Source organism: Arthrobacter sp. SD76 (genome assembly GCF_049726125.1).
GTDB classification, from domain to species: Bacteria; Actinomycetota; Actinomycetes; order Actinomycetales; family Micrococcaceae; genus Arthrobacter; species Arthrobacter nitrophenolicus.
In genome coordinates, this window is the sequence record NZ_JBNBLR010000001.1 from 1,856,109 (window position 1) to 1,873,405 (window position 17,297).

Here is a 17,297-nt window from a genome sequence, read left to right on the forward strand (position 1 = left end):
GGCCCCGGATGTGACCATCGCCGCGTTCCGCCGGCACCGGTCCGCGGAACGCTGTGTGGTAATTTTGGAACCGCACATGATCCTTTTTTAATTCCGTCCTGTGAGGCGGGGAAAGGGGAGACGAGCGTTGACTTCTGTCACCAGCGCACCGGTTCCAGCCAGGACAGTCCTGAATTCGGCTGACATTGACCGTGCGCTCACTCGTATCGCCCATGAGATCCTTGAGGCCAACAAGGGGTCCAAGGACCTGGTCCTGCTGGGCATCCCGCGCCGGGGCTACCCGCTGGCAGTCCGGCTCGCCGAAAAAAATCGCGGCCGCGGACAGCTCTGTTGATGCCGCGGCAATCGTCGGCCAGCTCGACGTCACCATGTTCCGTGACGACCTCTCCCACCAGGGAACCCGGCCGCCCTATCCCACCAAACTGCCACGCACCGGCATCGACAACAAAGTCGTGGTCCTGATCGACGACGTCCTCGATTCGGGCCGCACCATCCGCGCCGCCCTGGACGCACTCATCGACCTGGGCCGTCCCCGCATCGTCCGGCTGGCCGTGCTGATCGACCGCGGCCACCGTGAACTGCCCATCCGCGCCGACCACGTGGGCAAGAACCTTCCCACATCCTCCTCCGAGAAGGTCCGGGTCCGGCTCGAAGAAACGGACACGCCCCCCGGCGGCGCCCCCACCAACGAAGTAGTGATCGAAGGCGGCTCGTGAAGCACCTGCTCTCCACCCAGGACCTTAGCCGTTCCAACGCCATCAGCATCCTGGACACCGCCGAAGAGATGGCGGCCGTGGGCGACCGCGAAGTCAAGAAGCTGCCCGCGCTGCGCGGCCGCACCGTGGTGAACCTCTTCTTCGAAGACTCCACCCGCACCCGCATCTCGTTCGAAGCCGCCGCCAAGCGCCTCTCCGCGGATGTCATCAACTTCGCGGCCAAGGGATCATCAGTGTCCAAGGGCGAGTCCCTGAAGGACACGGCCCAGACCCTGTCCGCGATGGGCGCGGACGCCGTCGTCATCCGCCACTGGGCCTCCGGCGCCCCCCATCGCCTGGCCGCGACGGACTGGATCGACGCCGCCGTCATCAACGCCGGCGACGGCACCCACGAGCACCCCACCCAGGCGCTGCTTGACGCGTTCACCATGCGCCGGCACTGGGCGCGGCTGTCCGGCACCGGCTCCGAGGGCGCCGACTTGAAAGGGATGCGCGTGGCCATCGCCGGCGACGTCCTGCATTCCCGGGTGGCCCGCTCCAACGTCTGGCTCCTGCGCACGCTCGGCGCCGACGTCACGCTGGTGGCGCCGCCCACACTGCTGCCCATCGGCGTCGAAAAATGGCCCTGCAAGGTCAGCTACAACCTGGACGACACGCTGGCGCAGGGCGTGGACGCCGTCATGATGCTCCGGGTCCAGGGTGAACGGATGAACGCCTCGTTCTTCCCCAGCACCCGGGAATACTCGAGGCGCTGGGGCTTCGACGACAACCGCCTGCGCGCGCTGGACCGGCTCGGCATGAAGGACACCATCATCATGCACCCGGGCCCCATGAACCGCGGGCTGGAGATTTCCGCGGCTGCCGCCGATTCGCCCCGGTCCACTGTCCTGGCCCAGGTCCGCAACGGCGTGTCCGTGCGGATGGCCGCCCTGTACCTGCTGCTCTCCGGGGACACCCGTGAACCAGCCCAACCGGTCCTGGCCACGGCCGGCACCGCCCAGACCAAGGAGAGCAACTGATGGCAGGCAACACCGGAACCTATCTGATCCGCGGAGCCTCGATCCTGGGCGGCGAACCGGCAGATCTGCTGATCCGGGACGGCATCATTGCCGAAACCGGAAAGGGGCTGTCCGCTGACGGGGCCACCGTGATTGACGCCAACGGCCTGGTGGCCCTGCCCGGCATGGTTGATGTGCACACGCACCTCCGTGAGCCGGGCCGGGAGGACGCGGAGACCGTGGAAACGGGAACCCGCGCCGCGGCACTGGGCGGCTACACCGCCGTGCACGCAATGGCGAACAGCACTCCCGTTGCGGACACCGCCGGCGTGGTGGAGCAGGTCTACACCCTCGGCCGGACCGCCGGCTGGGTGGATGTGCGACCCGTCGGTGCCGTCACCGTGGGCCTCGCCGGCGAGCAGCTCGCCGAACTCGGTGCCATGGCAGACTCCCGTGCCCGGGTCCGGATGTTTTCCGACGACGGCATCTGCGTCCACGACCCCGTGCTGATGCGCCGCGCACTGGAATACGTCAAGGCGTTCGACGGCGTGGTGGCCCAGCACGCGCAGGAGCCCCGCCTCACCGCCGGCGCCCAGATGAACGAAGGCGAAGTCTCAGCCGTCCTGGGCCTGACCGGATGGCCCGCGGTCGCCGAGGAAAGCATCATCGCCCGCGACGTCCTGCTGGCCCAGCACGTCGGCTCGCGCCTGCACGTCTGCCACGTGTCCACCGCCGGATCGGTGGAAATCATCCGCTGGGCCAAGGAACGCGGGATCGACGTCACCGCCGAGGTCACGCCGCACCACCTGCTGCTTACGGACGACCTGGTCCGCAGCTACGATCCCGTGTTCAAGGTCAACCCGCCGCTGCGCACCGACGCGGACGTTCAGGCCTTGCGTGCCGGGCTGGCCGACGGGACCATCGACGTCGTGGGTACCGACCACGCGCCGCACCCCAGCGAGCACAAGGAATGCGAGTGGGCGCAGGCAGCCATGGGCATGACCGGACTGGAAACAGCCCTGTCCGTGGTGCAGCACACCATGATCGAAACCGGCCTAATGGGCTGGGCCGACTTCGCCCGGGTCACCTCCACCACACCTGCCAGGATCGGCCGCCTCGGTGACCAGGGCCGTCCGCTGGAGGCAGGGGAGCCCGCCAACGTCATCCTGGTGGACCCCGCGGCACGCTGGACTGTGGACCCGTACCGGATGGCCACCATGGGACGGAACTCGCCGTTCAAGGGGCGCGAACTGCCCGGCAAGGTGGTGGCCACGTTCTTCAAGGGGCACCCCACCGTCCTGGACGGCGAACTGAACACCCCCTACCCGTACGCAGCCGCTCCGGCAGGCGCCGCCTGATGGACAAAATCCTCCCCGGACTGGCGATGCTGGCGGTCATCGCCGTCGTCTTCGTCCTGCTCGCCATCGGCTGGCGGAACCGCCTGAAGCGCCAGTCCGACGTCGAACAGCTGCCTCCCGTGCCCCCGGCACCCGGCGAGCCGATCACCGCGGCCGAGGGCCAGTACGTTGCTACCACCACCGGCGGCGACTGGCTGGACCGGATCGCCGTGCACGGCCTTGGCATCCGCACCAACGCAACCCTCTCGGTGTACACCCACGGCGTCCTCTTCGACCGTTCCGGCGCCCCGGCGCTGTACATTCCCGCCGCCGCGCTTGGCGGCGTCCGGCAGGACAACGGGATGGCCGGAAAGTTCGTCGAGAAGGACGGCCTGCTGGTGCTGACCTGGCTGCACGGCTCCCACGAGCTGGACACCGGGTTCCGCACCCGCCGCGCCGCGGACAAGGACACGCTCTACGCGGCACTCCAGGAATTGATCTCCTCAGCCCCGGCCGCAGGCGCCAACAGTGGAAAGTAAGACAGTGACGGATATGCCCGCAGCAAACACACCAGCAGCCACAGACCCAGCAGTGAAAGCGAATACAGTGACAGCAACTACCTCCGCTCCGGCAGCCCTCGTCCTCGAAGACGGCCGCATCTTCCGCGGAACCAGCTACGGCGCCACCGGAACGGCGCTGGGCGAAGCAGTCTTCGCCACCGGCATGACCGGGTACCAGGAAACCATCACGGACCCCTCCTACGCCCGGCAGCTGGTTGTCCAGACCGCCCCGCACATCGGCAACACCGGCGTCAACAGCGAGGACGCCGAGTCCCGCCGCATCTGGGTGGCGGGCTACATCGTCAGGGACGCCGCACGCCGGCCGTCCAACTGGCGGTCCGAACGCTCCCTCGACGAGGAACTGGTGGAGCAGGGGATCGTGGGCATCCAGGGCGTGGACACCCGCGCCATCACCCGCCACCTGCGGGAGCACAAAACCATGCGGGCCGGCGTCTTCTCCGGCGAGGCAGCCCAGGCAACCGACAAGGAACTCCTTGACGCCGTCCTGGCCAGCGCGCCCATGGAAGGCGCCCGCCTGGCCGAGGAGGTCAGCGTGGATGAGGCGTACGTCGTGGAACCCAAGGACCACGGCTGGGACGGCGACCCCCGTTTCACCATCGCCGCGATCGACCTCGGCATCAAGGCCATGACCCCGGTCCGCTTCGCCGAACGCGGCGTCCGCGTCCACGTCCTGCCCGCCACCGCCACCCTTGAGGACGTCAAGGCCGTAAACCCGGACGGCTTCTTCATGTCCAACGGCCCCGGAGATCCCGCCACCGCCGAAACCCAGGTCAAGCTGCTCCGCTCAGTACTGGACGAAAAGCTGCCCTACTTCGGTATCTGCTTCGGCAACCAGATCCTGGGCCGGGCGCTCGGCTTCGGCACCTACAAGCTCCGCTACGGCCACCGCGGCATCAACCAGCCTGTCATGGACCGCCGCACCGGCAAGGTGGAGATCACCTCCCAGAACCACGGCTTTGCCGTGGACGCACCGCTCGACGGCGCCACCCAGGCTCCGGAGGAGCGCTACGGGCGCGTCGAGGTCAGCCACGTCAGCCTCAACGACGACGTCGTCGAAGGCCTCGCCTGCCTGGACATCCCCGCGTTCTCCGTGCAGTACCACCCCGAAGCCGCAGCCGGCCCGCACGACGCCGCCTACCTCTTCGACCGCTTCATCGAACTGATGGCGGGCACCCGTGACGGCCGCACCGCCAACCTGTCCAAGGAACCCGTGGACTCCGTGCATAACCCGATCGACCGCGACGCCGCCCAGCAGGGCACCGACAAGACTGAGGACAAGAAGTAATGCCCAAGAGAACAGACCTGAAGAGCGTCCTGGTCATCGGATCCGGACCCATCGTCATCGGCCAGGCCGCCGAATTCGATTACTCCGGCACGCAGGCGCTGCGCGTCCTCAAGGAGGAGGGCCTGCGGGTCATCCTGGTGAACTCCAACCCGGCCACCATCATGACCGACCCCGAGTTCGCGGACGCCACCTACATCGAGCCCATCACCCCCGAGGTGGTGGAGAAGATCATCGCCAAGGAGCGTCCGGACGCCGTCCTGCCCACCCTGGGCGGCCAGACTGCGCTGAACACCGCTATCGCGCTGGACAAGAACGGCGTGCTCGAGAAGTACAACGTGGAACTCATCGGCGCCAACATCGCCGCCATCGAGCTCGGCGAGGACCGCGAAAAGTTCAAGGGCGTGGTGGAGCGCTGCGGCGCTGAGTCCGCCCGCAGCCACATCATCCACACCATGGACGAGGCGCTCGAGGCCGCCGGCGACCTCGGCTACCCGATGGTTGTCCGCCCCTCCTTCACGATGGGCGGCCTGGGCTCCGGCCTGGCCTACAACGAGGACGACCTGCGCCGCATTGTCGGCCAGGGTCTGCAGTACAGCCCCACCAGCGAGGTCCTGCTCGAAGAGAGCATCCTCGGCTGGAAGGAATACGAGCTCGAGATGATGCGGGACAAGAACGACAACGTGGTTGTCGTCTGCTCCATCGAGAACTTCGATCCCGTCGGCGTCCACACCGGCGACTCCATCACCGTGGCCCCCGCGCTGACCCTGACCGACCGCGAGTACCAGAAGCTGCGCGACGTCGCCATCGCCGTCATCCGCGAAGTGGGCGTGGACACCGGCGGCTGCAACATCCAGTTCGCCATCGACCCCGCCACGGGCCGCGTGGTGGTCATCGAAATGAACCCCCGGGTTTCCCGGTCCTCCGCCCTGGCGTCCAAGGCCACCGGCTTCGCCATCGCCAAGATCGCCACCAAGCTCTCGCTCGGCTACACCCTGGACGAGATCCCGAACGACATCACCCAGAAGACGCCCGCGTCCTTCGAGCCCACCCTCGACTACGTCGTGGTCAAGGTGCCCCGGTTCGCGTTCGAGAAGTTCCCGGCAGCGGACAACACGCTGACCACCACCATGAAGTCGGTGGGCGAAGCGATGGCCATGGGCCGCAACTTCACCGAGGCCCTGCAGAAGGCCCTGCGTTCCCTGGAGCAGAAGGGCTCGCAGCTGGACTTCAGCAGCGTCCCCGAATGGGAAGTCGCCGAGCTCATCGAAAAGGCCAAGCGCCCCACCACGGAGCGCCTGCACCAGGTCCAGCGCGCCCTCCTGGGCGGTGCCACCGTGGAGCAGCTGTTCGAAGCCACCAAGATCGACCCGTGGTTCCTCGACCAGCTCCAGCTGCTGAACGAGATCTCCCGCGAGATCCGCCAGGCCGGCGCCCTCACCAAGGAGATGCTGCAGCGTGCCAAGCGCCACGGCTTCTCGGACGAGCAGATCGGATCGCTCACGCACAACTCCGAGGCCGTGGTCCGCGGCGTCCGCCAGGCCCTCGGCATCCGCCCGGTCTACAAGACGGTGGACACCTGCGCCGCCGAATTCGCCGCCTACACCCCGTACCACTACTCGGCGTACGACGAAGAGGACGAGGTGGCCCTGCACTCCAAGCCGTCCATCCTCATCCTGGGCTCCGGGCCCAACCGGATCGGCCAGGGCATCGAGTTCGACTATTCCTGCGTGCACGCCTCCATGGCACTGCGCAAGGCCGGCTACGAGACCGTCATGGTCAACTGCAACCCGGAAACCGTCTCCACCGACTACGACATCTCCACCCGCCTGTACTTCGAGCCGCTGACGCTCGAGGACGTGCTGGAGGTCATCGCGGCTGAGGAGCGGACCGGCGGCGTCATGGGCGTGTTTGTCCAGCTCGGCGGCCAGACCCCGCTGAAGCTCGCACAGCAGCTCGCCGACGCCGGGGTTCCGATCCTCGGCACCTCCCCGGAAGCCATCGACCTGGCAGAGCACCGCGGAGCGTTCGCGCGGGTCCTGGACAAGGCAGGCCTCGTCTCCCCGAAGAACGGCACCGCCGTGTCCTTCGAGGACGCCAAGAAGATCGCCGACGAAATCGGCTACCCCGTGCTGGTCCGCCCGTCCTACGTCCTGGGCGGCCGCGGCATGGAAATCGTCTACGACGAAGCCAACCTCTCCCGCTACATCGCCAACGCCACCGAGATCACCCCGGACCACCCGGTCCTGATCGACCGCTTCCTCGAGGACGCCGTCGAGATCGACGTCGACGCCCTCTTCGACGGCACCGACATGTACCTCGGCGGCATAATGGAGCACATCGAGGAAGCCGGCATCCACTCCGGCGACTCCGCCTGCGTCCTGCCGCCCATCACGCTGGGCAGCAACGTCATCGAGCGCGTGCGCACCGCCACCCGCGCCATCGCGGAAGGCGTGGGCGTGCGGGGGCTGATCAACATCCAGTTCGCGCTGGCCTCGGACGTCCTGTACGTCCTCGAAGCCAACCCCCGCGCATCCCGCACGGTTCCGTTCGTGTCCAAGGCAACGGGCGTCCAGATGGCCAAGGCCGCGGCCCTGATCGGCACCGGCGTGACCATCAACCAGCTCCGCAGCGCCTACAAGATGCTGCCCGAGTCCGGCGACGGATCCACGCTGCCGCTGGACGCGCCGGTGGCCGTCAAGGAAGCAGTCCTGCCCTTCAGCCGCTTCCGGACCCTCGAAGGCAAGGTCGTGGATTCCCTCCTCGGCCCGGAAATGCGTTCCACCGGCGAGGTCATGGGCATCGACAAGCACTTCGACACCGCCTTCGCCAAGAGCCAGGCCGGCGCCAACAACGCGCTGCCCACCGAGGGCAAGGTCTTCGTCTCCGTGGCCAACCGCGACAAGCGCTCCGTCATAATGGGCGTCAAGCGGCTCTCGGACCTCGGTTTCGAAATCGTCTCGACCGGCGGCACCGCCGATGTCCTGCGCCGCAACGGCATCCAGGCCACGCCGGTCCGCAAGGTCGCCGAAGGCAGCAGCGCCGAAGGCGAGGGCACCATCGCCGACCTGGTGGTTGCCGGCGAGATCGACATGGTCTTCAACACGCCGTCCGGCGGCGAGGCCCGCAGCGACGGCTACGAGCTGCGCGCCGCGGCCACGTCCATCGGCATTCCCTGCATCACCACGGTGGCCGAGTTCAACGCCGCGGTCCAGGCCATCGAGGCCATGCGCACCTACGAATGGTCGGTCACCAGCCTGCAGGAGCACGCCGCCGCCCTGGCTGAATCGCAGAAGGCGGCCCTGCAGAATGCCTGAGCAGGTATCCGCCGCCGGGCAGGTATCCGGCACCGGCCGGGAGTCATTCGGCTCCCGGCTGGGTGCCGCCATGGCCGCCCGTGGCCCCCTCTGCGTCGGAATTGATCCGCACCCCGCACTGCTGAAGAGCTGGGGACTGGACGACGACGCCGCCGGGCTGAGGAGTTTTTCGCTCACCGTTTTGGAGGCGGTGGCTTCCCTCGCTGCCGCGGTCAAGCCTCAGGTGGCGCTCTTCGAGCGGCACGGCTCGGCGGGCATGGCTGTGCTGGAAGAGCTCCTGGCCGCCGCCCGCGACGAGTCGGTACTGACGATTGCCGACGCCAAGCGCGGGGACATCGGATCCACCATGGCCGCCTACGCGGACGCCTGGCTGCGCGACGGCTCACCCCTGGCGGCCGACTCGGTGACGCTCAGCCCCTACCTGGGTTTTGAATCGCTCCGCCCGGCGCTGGACCTTGCGGCGGAAACCGGACGCGGCGTTTTCGTCCTCGCCCTCACCTCCAACCCGGAGGGCCCGTCCGTCCAGCATGTAGGGGGAGCGGAGTCCGTGGCCCGCCGGATTGCCTCGGCCGCTGCTGCCGAGAACACCCGCTACCCCGGTGCGCTCGGATCCGTCGGACTGGTGGTCGGCGCGACAGTGGGCAGCGCCCTGGCCGACCTCGGGATGGATCTTGCGGCAGTGCGGGGTCCCATCCTCGCCCCCGGGCTGGGGGCCCAGGGGGCCACCCCGGCAGATCTCCGGGCAACGTTCGGAACGGCCTACCCCCAGGTGCTGGGGACCTCAAGCCGGGACATCCTGGCTGCGGGCCCGGGGCTCGGCGGCCTCCGGGAGGCGGCCCTGCGGACGCTGGACGGGCTGCGCGGCGAATAACGTTCCGTTTGCCCGGATGCATTGATTCAGGCCGCACCAAAGGGTAGTTTCAGGGACAGGTTCAAGGGCGGCCGCCCTTGAACGAATCCGCCGAATCCGGGGGTGTCCGCCATGGTGCTGCGACCTTTGACCGCATCGGAACGGGCTGACGCCCTGAACAAGGCGGCTGCCGCCCGGGCCACCCGTGCGGCGGCCAAGGAAAGCCTGAAGAACGGGAAGAGGTCCGCGGCGGACATCATCAACTCCGCCATGGAAGACGACGCCCTGGCGCGGATGCGGGTCTCCGAGCTTCTCGAGGCGCTGCCCGGGATCGGCAAGGTCCGGGCCGCGGCCATCATGGAGCAGCTGGGCATCGCCACCTCCCGCAGGGTCCGTGGGCTGGGCGTCCACCAGCGCCGGGCGCTGGTAGATTTTATAGACGAGCATTAGGGCGGCACGCACCCGCCCATCCCCGAACTTCGGCAAAGGAATACGTGAGCAAGAAACCTGGACTGACAGTCCTCGCTGGTCCGACGGCTGTTGGCAAAGGCACCGTGTCCACCTACATCCGCGACAACTACCCCGAGGTCTGGCTGTCCGTCTCGGCCACCACCAGGGCTCCACGGCCCGGCGAAGTGGATGGCGTCCACTACTTCTTCAAGTCCAAGGAGGAGTTCGAGCAGCTCATCGCGGACGGCGAGCTGCTGGAATGGGCAGTGGTCCACGGCCAGAACACCTACGGCACGCTCAAGAGCACGGTGGACAAGGCCATCGCCGAGGGCCGTTCCGTGCTCCTGGAAATCGACCTGCAGGGTGCGCGGCAGGTCAAGGCGGCCGTCCCGGACGCCCAGTTTGTCTTCCTGGCCCCGCCCACCTGGGACGAAATGGTCCGCCGGCTGGTGGGCCGCGGCACCGAAACGCCGGAGGAACAGCAGCGACGCCTGGAAACCGCTAAACTGGAACTTGCTGCTGAACCGGAGTTCGACCACACCGTCATCAATGATGACGTCCGCCGGGCAGCGGACGAGCTAGTTTCACTCATGGGGCTGACCCCGCATCCGCACCTGCCGGAACCGTCAGCCCGCTAGGAATTTGGAGAATTCGTGTCCACGAACCTTGAAGGCATCATCAACCCGCCGATCGACTCGCTGCTTGAGGCAGCCGATTCCAAGTACGGCCTGGTGATCTTCGGTGCCAAGCGTGCTCGTCAGATCAACGCTTACTACGCCCAGCTGCACGAGGGCCTCTTCGAGTACGTCGGCCCCCTGGTCGACACCAAGCTGAACGAGAAGTCGCTCTCGATCGCCCTGCGTGAGATCAACGAAGGCAAGCTGGTGTCCACGCCGATCGAAGCCGCAGAGTAATTTGCCGCTGAACTGACTTGCTGTTGACGGAGGTCACGTGCGCATAGTCCTCGGAGTCGGGGGAGGGATTGCCGCCTACAAGGTGGCATCGCTCCTCCGGCTTTTTACTGAAGCCGGCCACCATGTGACCGTCATTCCCACGGAGGCGTCCACCCGCTTCGTGGGAACAGCCACCTGGGAGGCGCTGTCCGGGAACCCGGTCAGCAACAGCGTTTTCGACGACGTCCACCAGGTCAACCACGTCCGCCTTGGCCACGAGGCCGACCTTGTGGTGGTTGCTCCGGCCACGGCCGACCTCCTGGCCAAGGCCGCGACAGGACAGGCCGGCGACCTCCTCACCAACACGCTCCTTATGGCCCGCGGCCCGGTCCTGTTCGCCCCGGCCATGCACACCGAGATGTGGCAGCATGCCGCCACCCGCGCAAACGTGGAAACCCTCCGCGGCCGCGGCGCGGCCGTCCTGGAGCCTGCCACCGGGCGGTTGACCGGTGCCGACTCGGGCCCCGGGCGGCTGCCGGAGCCGCAGGTGATCTTCGACGCCGCCATGGCACTCGTGCAGGGCCAAACCGACTTCCAGCTGCCGCTGGCGGGCCGGACCGTCACCATCAGCGCCGGCGGCACCCGCGAACCCCTGGACCCGTGCGCTTCCTCGGCAACCGGTCCTCCGGCAAGCAGGGCGTGGCCCTGGCCGTGGCCGCCCGCAATGCCGGGGCGACCGTGCGCCTGCTGGCAGCCCACATGGAAGTCCCGCCGCCCGCCGGCGTTGAAGTAGTGACGGTCGAGACGGCACTCCAGCTGCGCGAAGCCGCCCTGGCGGCGGCCGCGGACTCCGACGTCGTCATCATGTCTGCCGCCGTCGCCGACTTCCGGCCGGCCGTGGTCTCCGACACGAAAATCAAGAAACGTGATGACAGCGCCGATCCCGTCATCACCCTCGTCCGCAACCCGGACATCCTGCATGAACTGGTTGAAGTCCGGAACGCCGCGGGGGATGAAGCGCGCCAGCGCCTGATCGTCGGATTTGCCGCCGAGACCGGCGACAGCCATGGAGACGTCCTGGCCTACGCCGAGGCAAAGCTGCAGCGCAAGGGCTGCGACCTCCTGGTGGTCAACCACGTCGGCTCGGACAAGGTGTTCGGCCAGGACACCAACTCCGTGGTCATCCTGGCCCGTTCCGGCTCCGAACCACAGGAGGCGTCGGGGACCAAGGCAGAGGTTTCCGAGGCCATCATCAACCGCATCGGCTTTGAACTGAACTCTGTTTCACCCCGGGCCTGAGTGTTCCGCGCCACGTTTGCTTCGCGGGAAGACATCTCCCGCGGGGCCAACGTGCTCCAACCAGTAAGGTAGTTGAGTGACTTTACCCCTGCACCTTCCCCAGACCTCCGCGGCCACGCCCACGGCGCTCCGGCTCTTCACGTCCGAGTCGGTCACCGAAGGCCACCCGGACAAGATCTGCGACCAGATCAGTGACGCCATCCTTGACGCCCTGCTGGCGGCAGACCCGGAATCCAGGGTAGCCGTGGAAACCATGGCCACCACGGGCCTGGTGCATGTGGCAGGCGAAGTCACCACCGACGCCTACGTGGAGATCCCGCAGATCGTCCGGGAGACCATCCTCGGCATCGGCTACGACTCGTCCGCCAACGGCTTCGACGGCGCCCGCTGCGGCGTCTCGGTGTCCATCGGCCAGCAGTCCAACGACATCGCCGGCGGCGTCTTCAATTCCCTGGAAGCCCGCGAGGGGCGCCAGGAGGACGATTACGACCTGCAGGGCGCAGGCGACCAGGGCCTGATGTTCGGCTACGCCAGCGACGAAACGCCCTCCTACATGCCCACGCCGATCTGGCTTGCGCACCGCCTGTCCGAGCGGCTCACCGAGGTCCGGAAGTCCGGCGAACTGCCGTACCTTCGGCCGGACGGAAAACCCAGGTCACCGTGGGATACGACCGCGACCTTCCCGTCTCGGTGGAAACCGTGGTCATCTCCAGCCAGCATGCTGAAGGCGCAAGCCTGGACCAGCTCCGCGCCGACCTCGCGGCCGTGGTCATCGAGCCCGTTCTTGCCGGGGCCAACCTGGACATCTCCCGCGCCAGGAACATCCTGAACCCGGCCGGGGAATTCGTTATCGGCGGCCCGGTGGGCGATGCCGGCCTGACCGGCCGCAAGATTATCGTGGACACCTATGGCGGCATGGCCCGGCACGGCGGCGGCGCCTTCTCGGGCAAGGACCCGTCCAAGGTGGACCGCTCCGCCGCCTATGCCATGCGCTGGGTCGCCAAGAACGTGGTGGCCGCCGGACTTGCCAAGCGCGCGGAAATACAGATCGCGTACGCCATCGGCCAGGCCCGCCCGGTGGGCACGTACGTGGAGACCTTCGGCACCGAAACAGTTGACCCCGCCCGGATCAGCGCCGCGATCGCCGAAATCTTCGACCTGCGCCCCCGCGCCATCATCGACGCCCTTGACCTGAAGCGGCCCATCTACGCCAAGACCGCGGCCCACGGGCACTTTGGCCGTGACGAGCCCGATTTCACCTGGGAACGGCTGGACCGCGTGGACGAGCTGAAAGCGTTCTTCAACGCCTAGGCCACTTCCGGCAGCCCGAATGTCAGTGGCCGGTGCTTGGCTTGCCATGTCCGGACGAAGGCTGAATGGAGGGGGCCGCAGTGGTTGGTGACAGATCCTCCCAGCCGGGACCCGGCTTTTCCAGTGCGGGGGGAGAGGCCGTCCAGCCCTCCCTGCTCCAGGGCTTTCCATCGCGGAAGCTGCCCGGCGGCGCAGCTATGGCTGCCGCGCTTCCCGTGGCCCGTGTGCTGGTGGAATCCTCGCTGCCGCACGTGGACCGGCCGTTCGATTACGCGGTTCCGGCCAGCATGGACGATGAAGCACGGCCGGGTGTCCGGGTGAAGGTCAGCTTCAACGGCCAGGACCTGGCCGGTTTCCTGCTGGAACGGCTCGCCGAATCCGACGCCGGCACCACCCTGTTGCCGCTGGCCAAGGTGGTTTCACCAGTTCCGGTGCTGACCCCCGCTGTCCGGGACCTTGCCGCCGCGGTGGCCGCCCGGTACGCGGGCACGCTCAGCGATGTGCTCCGCCTTGCCGTGCCGCCCAGGGTGGCCCGCCTGGATAAGGAGTTTCCCGCCGCCGCTGTGCAGGATGGCGGGGAACCGGCACCGGCCGATCCGGGCACAGTCTCGGGCGGGGAGGCCGCGCCGGCTGTGACCGGCGTGCCGGGCACCTCCGCCTGGTCGGCCTACCGCAACGGACCGGCATTCCTGCGCCACCTTGGCAGCGGCGGATCCCCGCGCGCCGTCATCAATCCGCTGCAGGGGTACGGCCCGGGAGGCTGGCCCCGGCTGCTGGCCGAGGCGGCCGCCGCTGCCCACGCCGCCGGCCGGGGCGCAGTCCTGGTGGTTCCCGACAACCGCGACCTGGACCGGCTGGAAAACGCCCTGCATGCCGTGCTGCCGGAGGCCGCCGTCGCCCGGCTTACCGCGGAGGACGGGCCGACGCCCCGCTACCGCAACTTCCTGCGCCTCCTGGCCGGGCAGGCCCGCGTGGCCATCGGCACCAGGTCTGCGGCGTTCGCCCCCGTCCGGAACCTTGGCCTGGTGGTTTGCTGGGACGACGGCGACGACCTCCACATAGAGCAACGTGCACCGTACGCCCATGCCAGGGAGGTCCTGCTGCTGCGCGCTGAACAGGAAGGCGCGGCCTGCCTCCTTGCCGGGCACGCCCGCAGCACCGAGGTGCAGCGCCTGGTGGAAGCCGGCTGGGTGCTTCCCGTGGAGGCGGACCGGCCGGATGTCCGCCGCACCGTGCCCCGGGTGGTCAACACCGCAGACAGCTTCGAGCAGGAACGTGATCCGTTGGCCACGGTGGCCCGGCTGCCCGGCGCCGCCTGGCGCGCTGCCAAGGAGGGCCTGGAACGCGGCCCGGTCCTGGTCCAGGTTGCGCGCGCAGGCTATGCCCCGTCCCTTGCCTGTGAAACCTGCCGTGAACCCGCCCGCTGCGGGACCTGCCGGGGGCCGCTGGCGCTGGCCGGCACCGCCGCCCTGCCCCAATGCCGCTGGTGCTCCACGCCCGCTCCGGACTGGAGGTGCGGCCACTGCGGCGGGCGGCGGCTGCGCAAAGGTGCCACCGGCGTGCTGCGCACCGCGGAGGAACTTGGCCGTGCGTTCCCCGGCACCACCGTGGTGACCTCCTCCGGCGACCAGGTGAAGGCGTCCGTCGGTGACGGCAAGGCCCTCGTCGTGGCGACGGTCGGGGCGGAACCCGTGGCGGACGGCGGTTATGCGGCAGCGCTGCTGCTGGACGGCGACTCCCTGCTGCGCCGGGAAACGTTGCGCGCCGGTGAGGACACTGTCCGGCGCTGGTTCAATGCCGCCGCGCTGGTCCGTCCGGCGGCAGCCGGGGGGCTGGTGGTGGTGACGGCGTCGGATACCGCCGCCACGGGTGCGCTCCTCCGCTGGGACCCGGCCGGCTATGCCCAACGGGAACTCTCCCTCCGGGCCGAACTCCAGCTGCCTCCCGCCGTACGGATCGCGTCCGTCACGGGACCCAGGGCCGCCGTCGAGCATTACACCGGGGCGGTGGAAGCCGAGCTTGAGACGGCCGGGATCACGCTCCGCACGGCCGGGCCGGCGCCCCTGCTGCTGAACGGTCCGCCCTCGCCGCGCCGCGCTGCCGAGGACGTCCGGACGCTCCTGTTCTTTCCCTACAGCCAGGCGGCCGCCGTGGTTCGGGTGCTCCGGGTGACGCGGGCCGCTGCAGCCGCCAAGCGCACCATGGATCCCGTCCAGCTCCGGCTGGACGGCGTGGACGTGCTCTAGCGCGTCCTGCCGCGGCGCCGCTTGACGATCTCGGCGGCCACCTCCACCAGCTGCCGTGCCGATTCATCCCAGCTGAACTCGCGGGCACGGGCCAGGGACCTGCGGGACACCGCCTGCCAGGTGGCCGGGTCCTGGAGCCTGGCCACGGCCTCGGCAAACTGCCCCGGGGAGGCGGGGTCCACGTACGTTGCCGCGTCGCCGCCCACTTCCCGGAAGATGGGAATGTCGCTGGCGATGACTGGAGTGCCGAGCGACATGGCCTCGACCAGGGGGAGCCCGTAGCCTTCGGCGCGGGAGAGGCTGACCAGGGCCGTGGCGGTCCGCAGCAGCGTGGCGTATTCCTCGTCGGTCACCCCGTTGTGGAAGACCACGGAGGCATCCGGTGCCACCAGGGCTTCCAGCTCCGCCCGCCGCTGCGGGGTGATCCTGCTGAGCAGGTGGAGGGTGTAGCCGGGAAGCTGCGCCATGCCGGCCACCATGGTCTCTACATTCTTGTAGGGCATGAAGGAGCCCATGTAGACAATCGACTTCTCCGCCCCGGCCTCGGCGGGCCTGGGGTCCAGTTCGGGCTGCGGGGCGTTGCTGATGATCCGCACCGGGCGGCGGGTCAGGCGGTACTTGGCGATGAGTGCTTCCGTGGTCCGGCTGACCGTGGCCACCGTATCGGCGCGGTCGAGGAGCACCCGCTGCGGCCAGAATGCCTTGTGGTAGAGCCGCCACAGCAGGCGCACGGGTGCGGGCAGGAAGCCGGGGGGATCCGGGTGCTCGTAGTAGATGAGGTCGTGCAGGGTCAGGACCAGGCCGGATTCCGGCCCAGGTTCCCATGGTCTGCATGGGGCACACCACCACGTCGGCGCCCAGCGCGTTGACCGTGCGCGCCACGAACAGCTCCCGGGGGGACAGCGGGCTGCTGATCAGGGTGTAGGGGACATCCGGAAGCAGGGCGAGCTGCCGGACATCGGAAATGAGCATGGACACATCGGCGATTTTCGCCGTCGCGGCAATCAGGCTCGCGCCGTAGCGGCTGATGCCGTCGTGGTGGTCGGTCCTGGTGAAACGGGCATCGATGATGATCTTCACGCGGGGTGGTCCTCCAGGAAGCTGCGGATGGAGCGGGCGGCGGGTTCGGGCGTCTCGTAGTGGATCAGGTGCCCGACGCCGGGAATCACCGTGAGCTGCCCGTCCGGAAGGAGTGCCGCCAGGCGGTGCTGGTCCGGAAGCATGGCGATCTCGTCTTTCTCGCCGGCAACCAGCAGCACGGGAAGGTTCAGGCTTCCGGCCACCTCAGCCACGTGGCTGCTGACGGACGCGGTGAAGGCTTCGAGCAGGCTGTCCCGGTTCGCGAACGCACTGAAGTAGGCGTGGTGCTGGCCGTGGATGAAGTTGCGGAGGCTGCTGTCCTTCGTCTTGGCCATGGCTTCGCTCATCACGCGGACGATCAGCGGGCTGCGCAGCAGCGCGAGCCCCAGGGGCCGGGGGAGGCGGGCACCCAGGCGGTAGTAGAGCACTGCCAGCCGGGTCATGATCCCTTTCGGCCCCTCAAGAGCGGGGGCGGCGATGGGGTTGATGAGGATGAGCGGGCTGACGGCGTCCGGATTGGCTGCCACGAAGTGCGCGGCGATGATGGACCCGAACGAATGGCCCAGCAGGACAGTGTCAGGGCCCAGGCCAAGTGCCGCCATGAAGTCCGCAATGAACCGGCCGTAGCGTTCCACCGAGTGGGCGCCGGACCGGAAGGCCCCGGAACTGCCGAATCCGGGAAGGTCGGGCATGACCAGGCGCATGTCCGGAAGCTGGTCGGCCACCCGCAGCAGGCCGTGGTGGTCGCCGCGGAAACCGTGGATGACCAGGATGGTGCGGGTGTCCGGGGTGGCGTGCAGGGGTGCACAGGTCCAGTAGGCAACCGTGGCACCGTCCACCTCCACGGTGGCGGCGGTGGTGCGGGCGGCGAGGTCCGGGCTGATGTAGGCGGGCGCGGTGGACTGTCCCGGGCTGGTTGTTTTCATTGTCACCGGCT

11 protein-coding genes and 4 pseudogenes are annotated in these 17,297 nt (G+C 68.4%); 13 read left to right on the forward strand and 2 right to left on the reverse strand.

What is annotated here, in order from left to right:
- The first annotated feature begins 127 nt into the window (after positions 1–127).
- The 13 genes and pseudogenes from pyrR (at position 128) to ACPEE0_RS09335 (ending at position 15,280) form a co-directional block, all read left to right on the forward strand.
- Positions 128–716: pseudogene (pyrR, locus tag ACPEE0_RS09275) on the forward strand (bifunctional pyr operon transcriptional regulator/uracil phosphoribosyltransferase PyrR).
- On the forward strand, positions 713–1,735 hold the full coding sequence (locus ACPEE0_RS09280; protein ID WP_424574400.1) for an aspartate carbamoyltransferase catalytic subunit: 1,023 nt from the start codon (positions 713–715) through the stop codon (positions 1,733–1,735). Before pyrR ends, ACPEE0_RS09280 begins: the two are co-directional and overlap by 4 nt.
- Positions 1,735–3,072: a dihydroorotase gene (locus ACPEE0_RS09285; RefSeq protein ID WP_133347194.1), complete on the forward strand. Its 1,338-nt coding sequence runs from the start codon at positions 1,735–1,737 to the stop codon at positions 3,070–3,072. The genes ACPEE0_RS09280 and ACPEE0_RS09285 overlap by 1 nt, the downstream gene beginning before the upstream one ends.
- Positions 3,072–3,590 (forward strand): hypothetical protein, encoded by a 519-nt coding sequence (locus tag ACPEE0_RS09290; protein WP_424574401.1) that lies wholly within the window; start codon positions 3,072–3,074, stop codon positions 3,588–3,590. Before ACPEE0_RS09285 ends, ACPEE0_RS09290 begins: the two co-directional genes overlap by 1 nt.
- A gap of 13 nt (positions 3,591–3,603) precedes the next feature.
- On the forward strand, positions 3,604–4,917 hold the full coding sequence (gene carA, locus ACPEE0_RS09295) for a glutamine-hydrolyzing carbamoyl-phosphate synthase small subunit (protein ID WP_424575261.1): 1,314 nt from the start codon (positions 3,604–3,606) through the stop codon (positions 4,915–4,917).
- Positions 4,917–8,231, forward strand: a complete 3,315-nt coding sequence (gene carB, locus ACPEE0_RS09300) for a carbamoyl-phosphate synthase large subunit (protein ID WP_354175975.1) — start codon at positions 4,917–4,919, stop codon at positions 8,229–8,231. The genes carA and carB overlap by 1 nt, the downstream gene beginning before the upstream one ends.
- Positions 8,224–9,102: an orotidine-5'-phosphate decarboxylase gene (gene pyrF, locus ACPEE0_RS09305; RefSeq protein ID WP_424574402.1), complete on the forward strand. Its 879-nt coding sequence runs from the start codon at positions 8,224–8,226 to the stop codon at positions 9,100–9,102. The genes carB and pyrF overlap by 8 nt, the downstream gene beginning before the upstream one ends.
- 111 nt (positions 9,103–9,213) lie before the next feature.
- Positions 9,214–9,531: an integration host factor, actinobacterial type gene (gene mihF, locus ACPEE0_RS09310; RefSeq protein ID WP_200859145.1), complete on the forward strand. Its 318-nt coding sequence runs from the start codon at positions 9,214–9,216 to the stop codon at positions 9,529–9,531.
- A gap of 44 nt (positions 9,532–9,575) precedes the next feature.
- The gene (gmk, locus tag ACPEE0_RS09315) at positions 9,576–10,169 is read left to right on the forward strand and encodes a guanylate kinase (RefSeq protein ID WP_009357413.1); all 594 of its coding nucleotides are present in this window, start codon (positions 9,576–9,578) and stop codon (positions 10,167–10,169) included.
- Positions 10,170–10,184: 15 nt separating this feature from the next.
- Entirely contained in the window at positions 10,185–10,445 is a 261-nt protein-coding gene (gene rpoZ, locus ACPEE0_RS09320; protein WP_003800778.1) for a DNA-directed RNA polymerase subunit omega, read from the forward strand.
- 37 nt (positions 10,446–10,482) lie between these two features.
- Positions 10,483–11,723: pseudogene (gene coaBC / locus ACPEE0_RS09325) on the forward strand (bifunctional phosphopantothenoylcysteine decarboxylase/phosphopantothenate--cysteine ligase CoaBC).
- A gap of 76 nt (positions 11,724–11,799) precedes the next feature.
- Positions 11,800–13,034: pseudogene (metK, locus tag ACPEE0_RS09330) on the forward strand (methionine adenosyltransferase).
- A gap of 65 nt (positions 13,035–13,099) precedes the next feature.
- Positions 13,100–15,280 (forward strand): primosomal protein N', encoded by a 2,181-nt coding sequence (locus tag ACPEE0_RS09335; protein WP_424574403.1) that lies wholly within the window; start codon positions 13,100–13,102, stop codon positions 15,278–15,280.
- Here ACPEE0_RS09335 and ACPEE0_RS09340 read toward each other — a convergent pair.
- Together ACPEE0_RS09340 and ACPEE0_RS09345 are read right to left on the reverse strand one after the other, a co-directional pair.
- Positions 15,277–16,360, reverse strand: a pseudogene (locus ACPEE0_RS09340) (glycosyltransferase family 4 protein). The gene ACPEE0_RS09335 and the pseudogene ACPEE0_RS09340 sit on opposite strands and share 4 nt — an antisense overlap.
- Positions 16,357–17,286 (reverse strand): alpha/beta fold hydrolase, encoded by a 930-nt coding sequence (locus ACPEE0_RS09345; RefSeq protein ID WP_009358818.1) that lies wholly within the window; start codon positions 17,284–17,286, stop codon positions 16,357–16,359. Before ACPEE0_RS09345 ends, ACPEE0_RS09340 begins: the two are co-directional and overlap by 4 nt.
- Between the last annotated feature and the right edge of the window lie 11 nt (positions 17,287–17,297).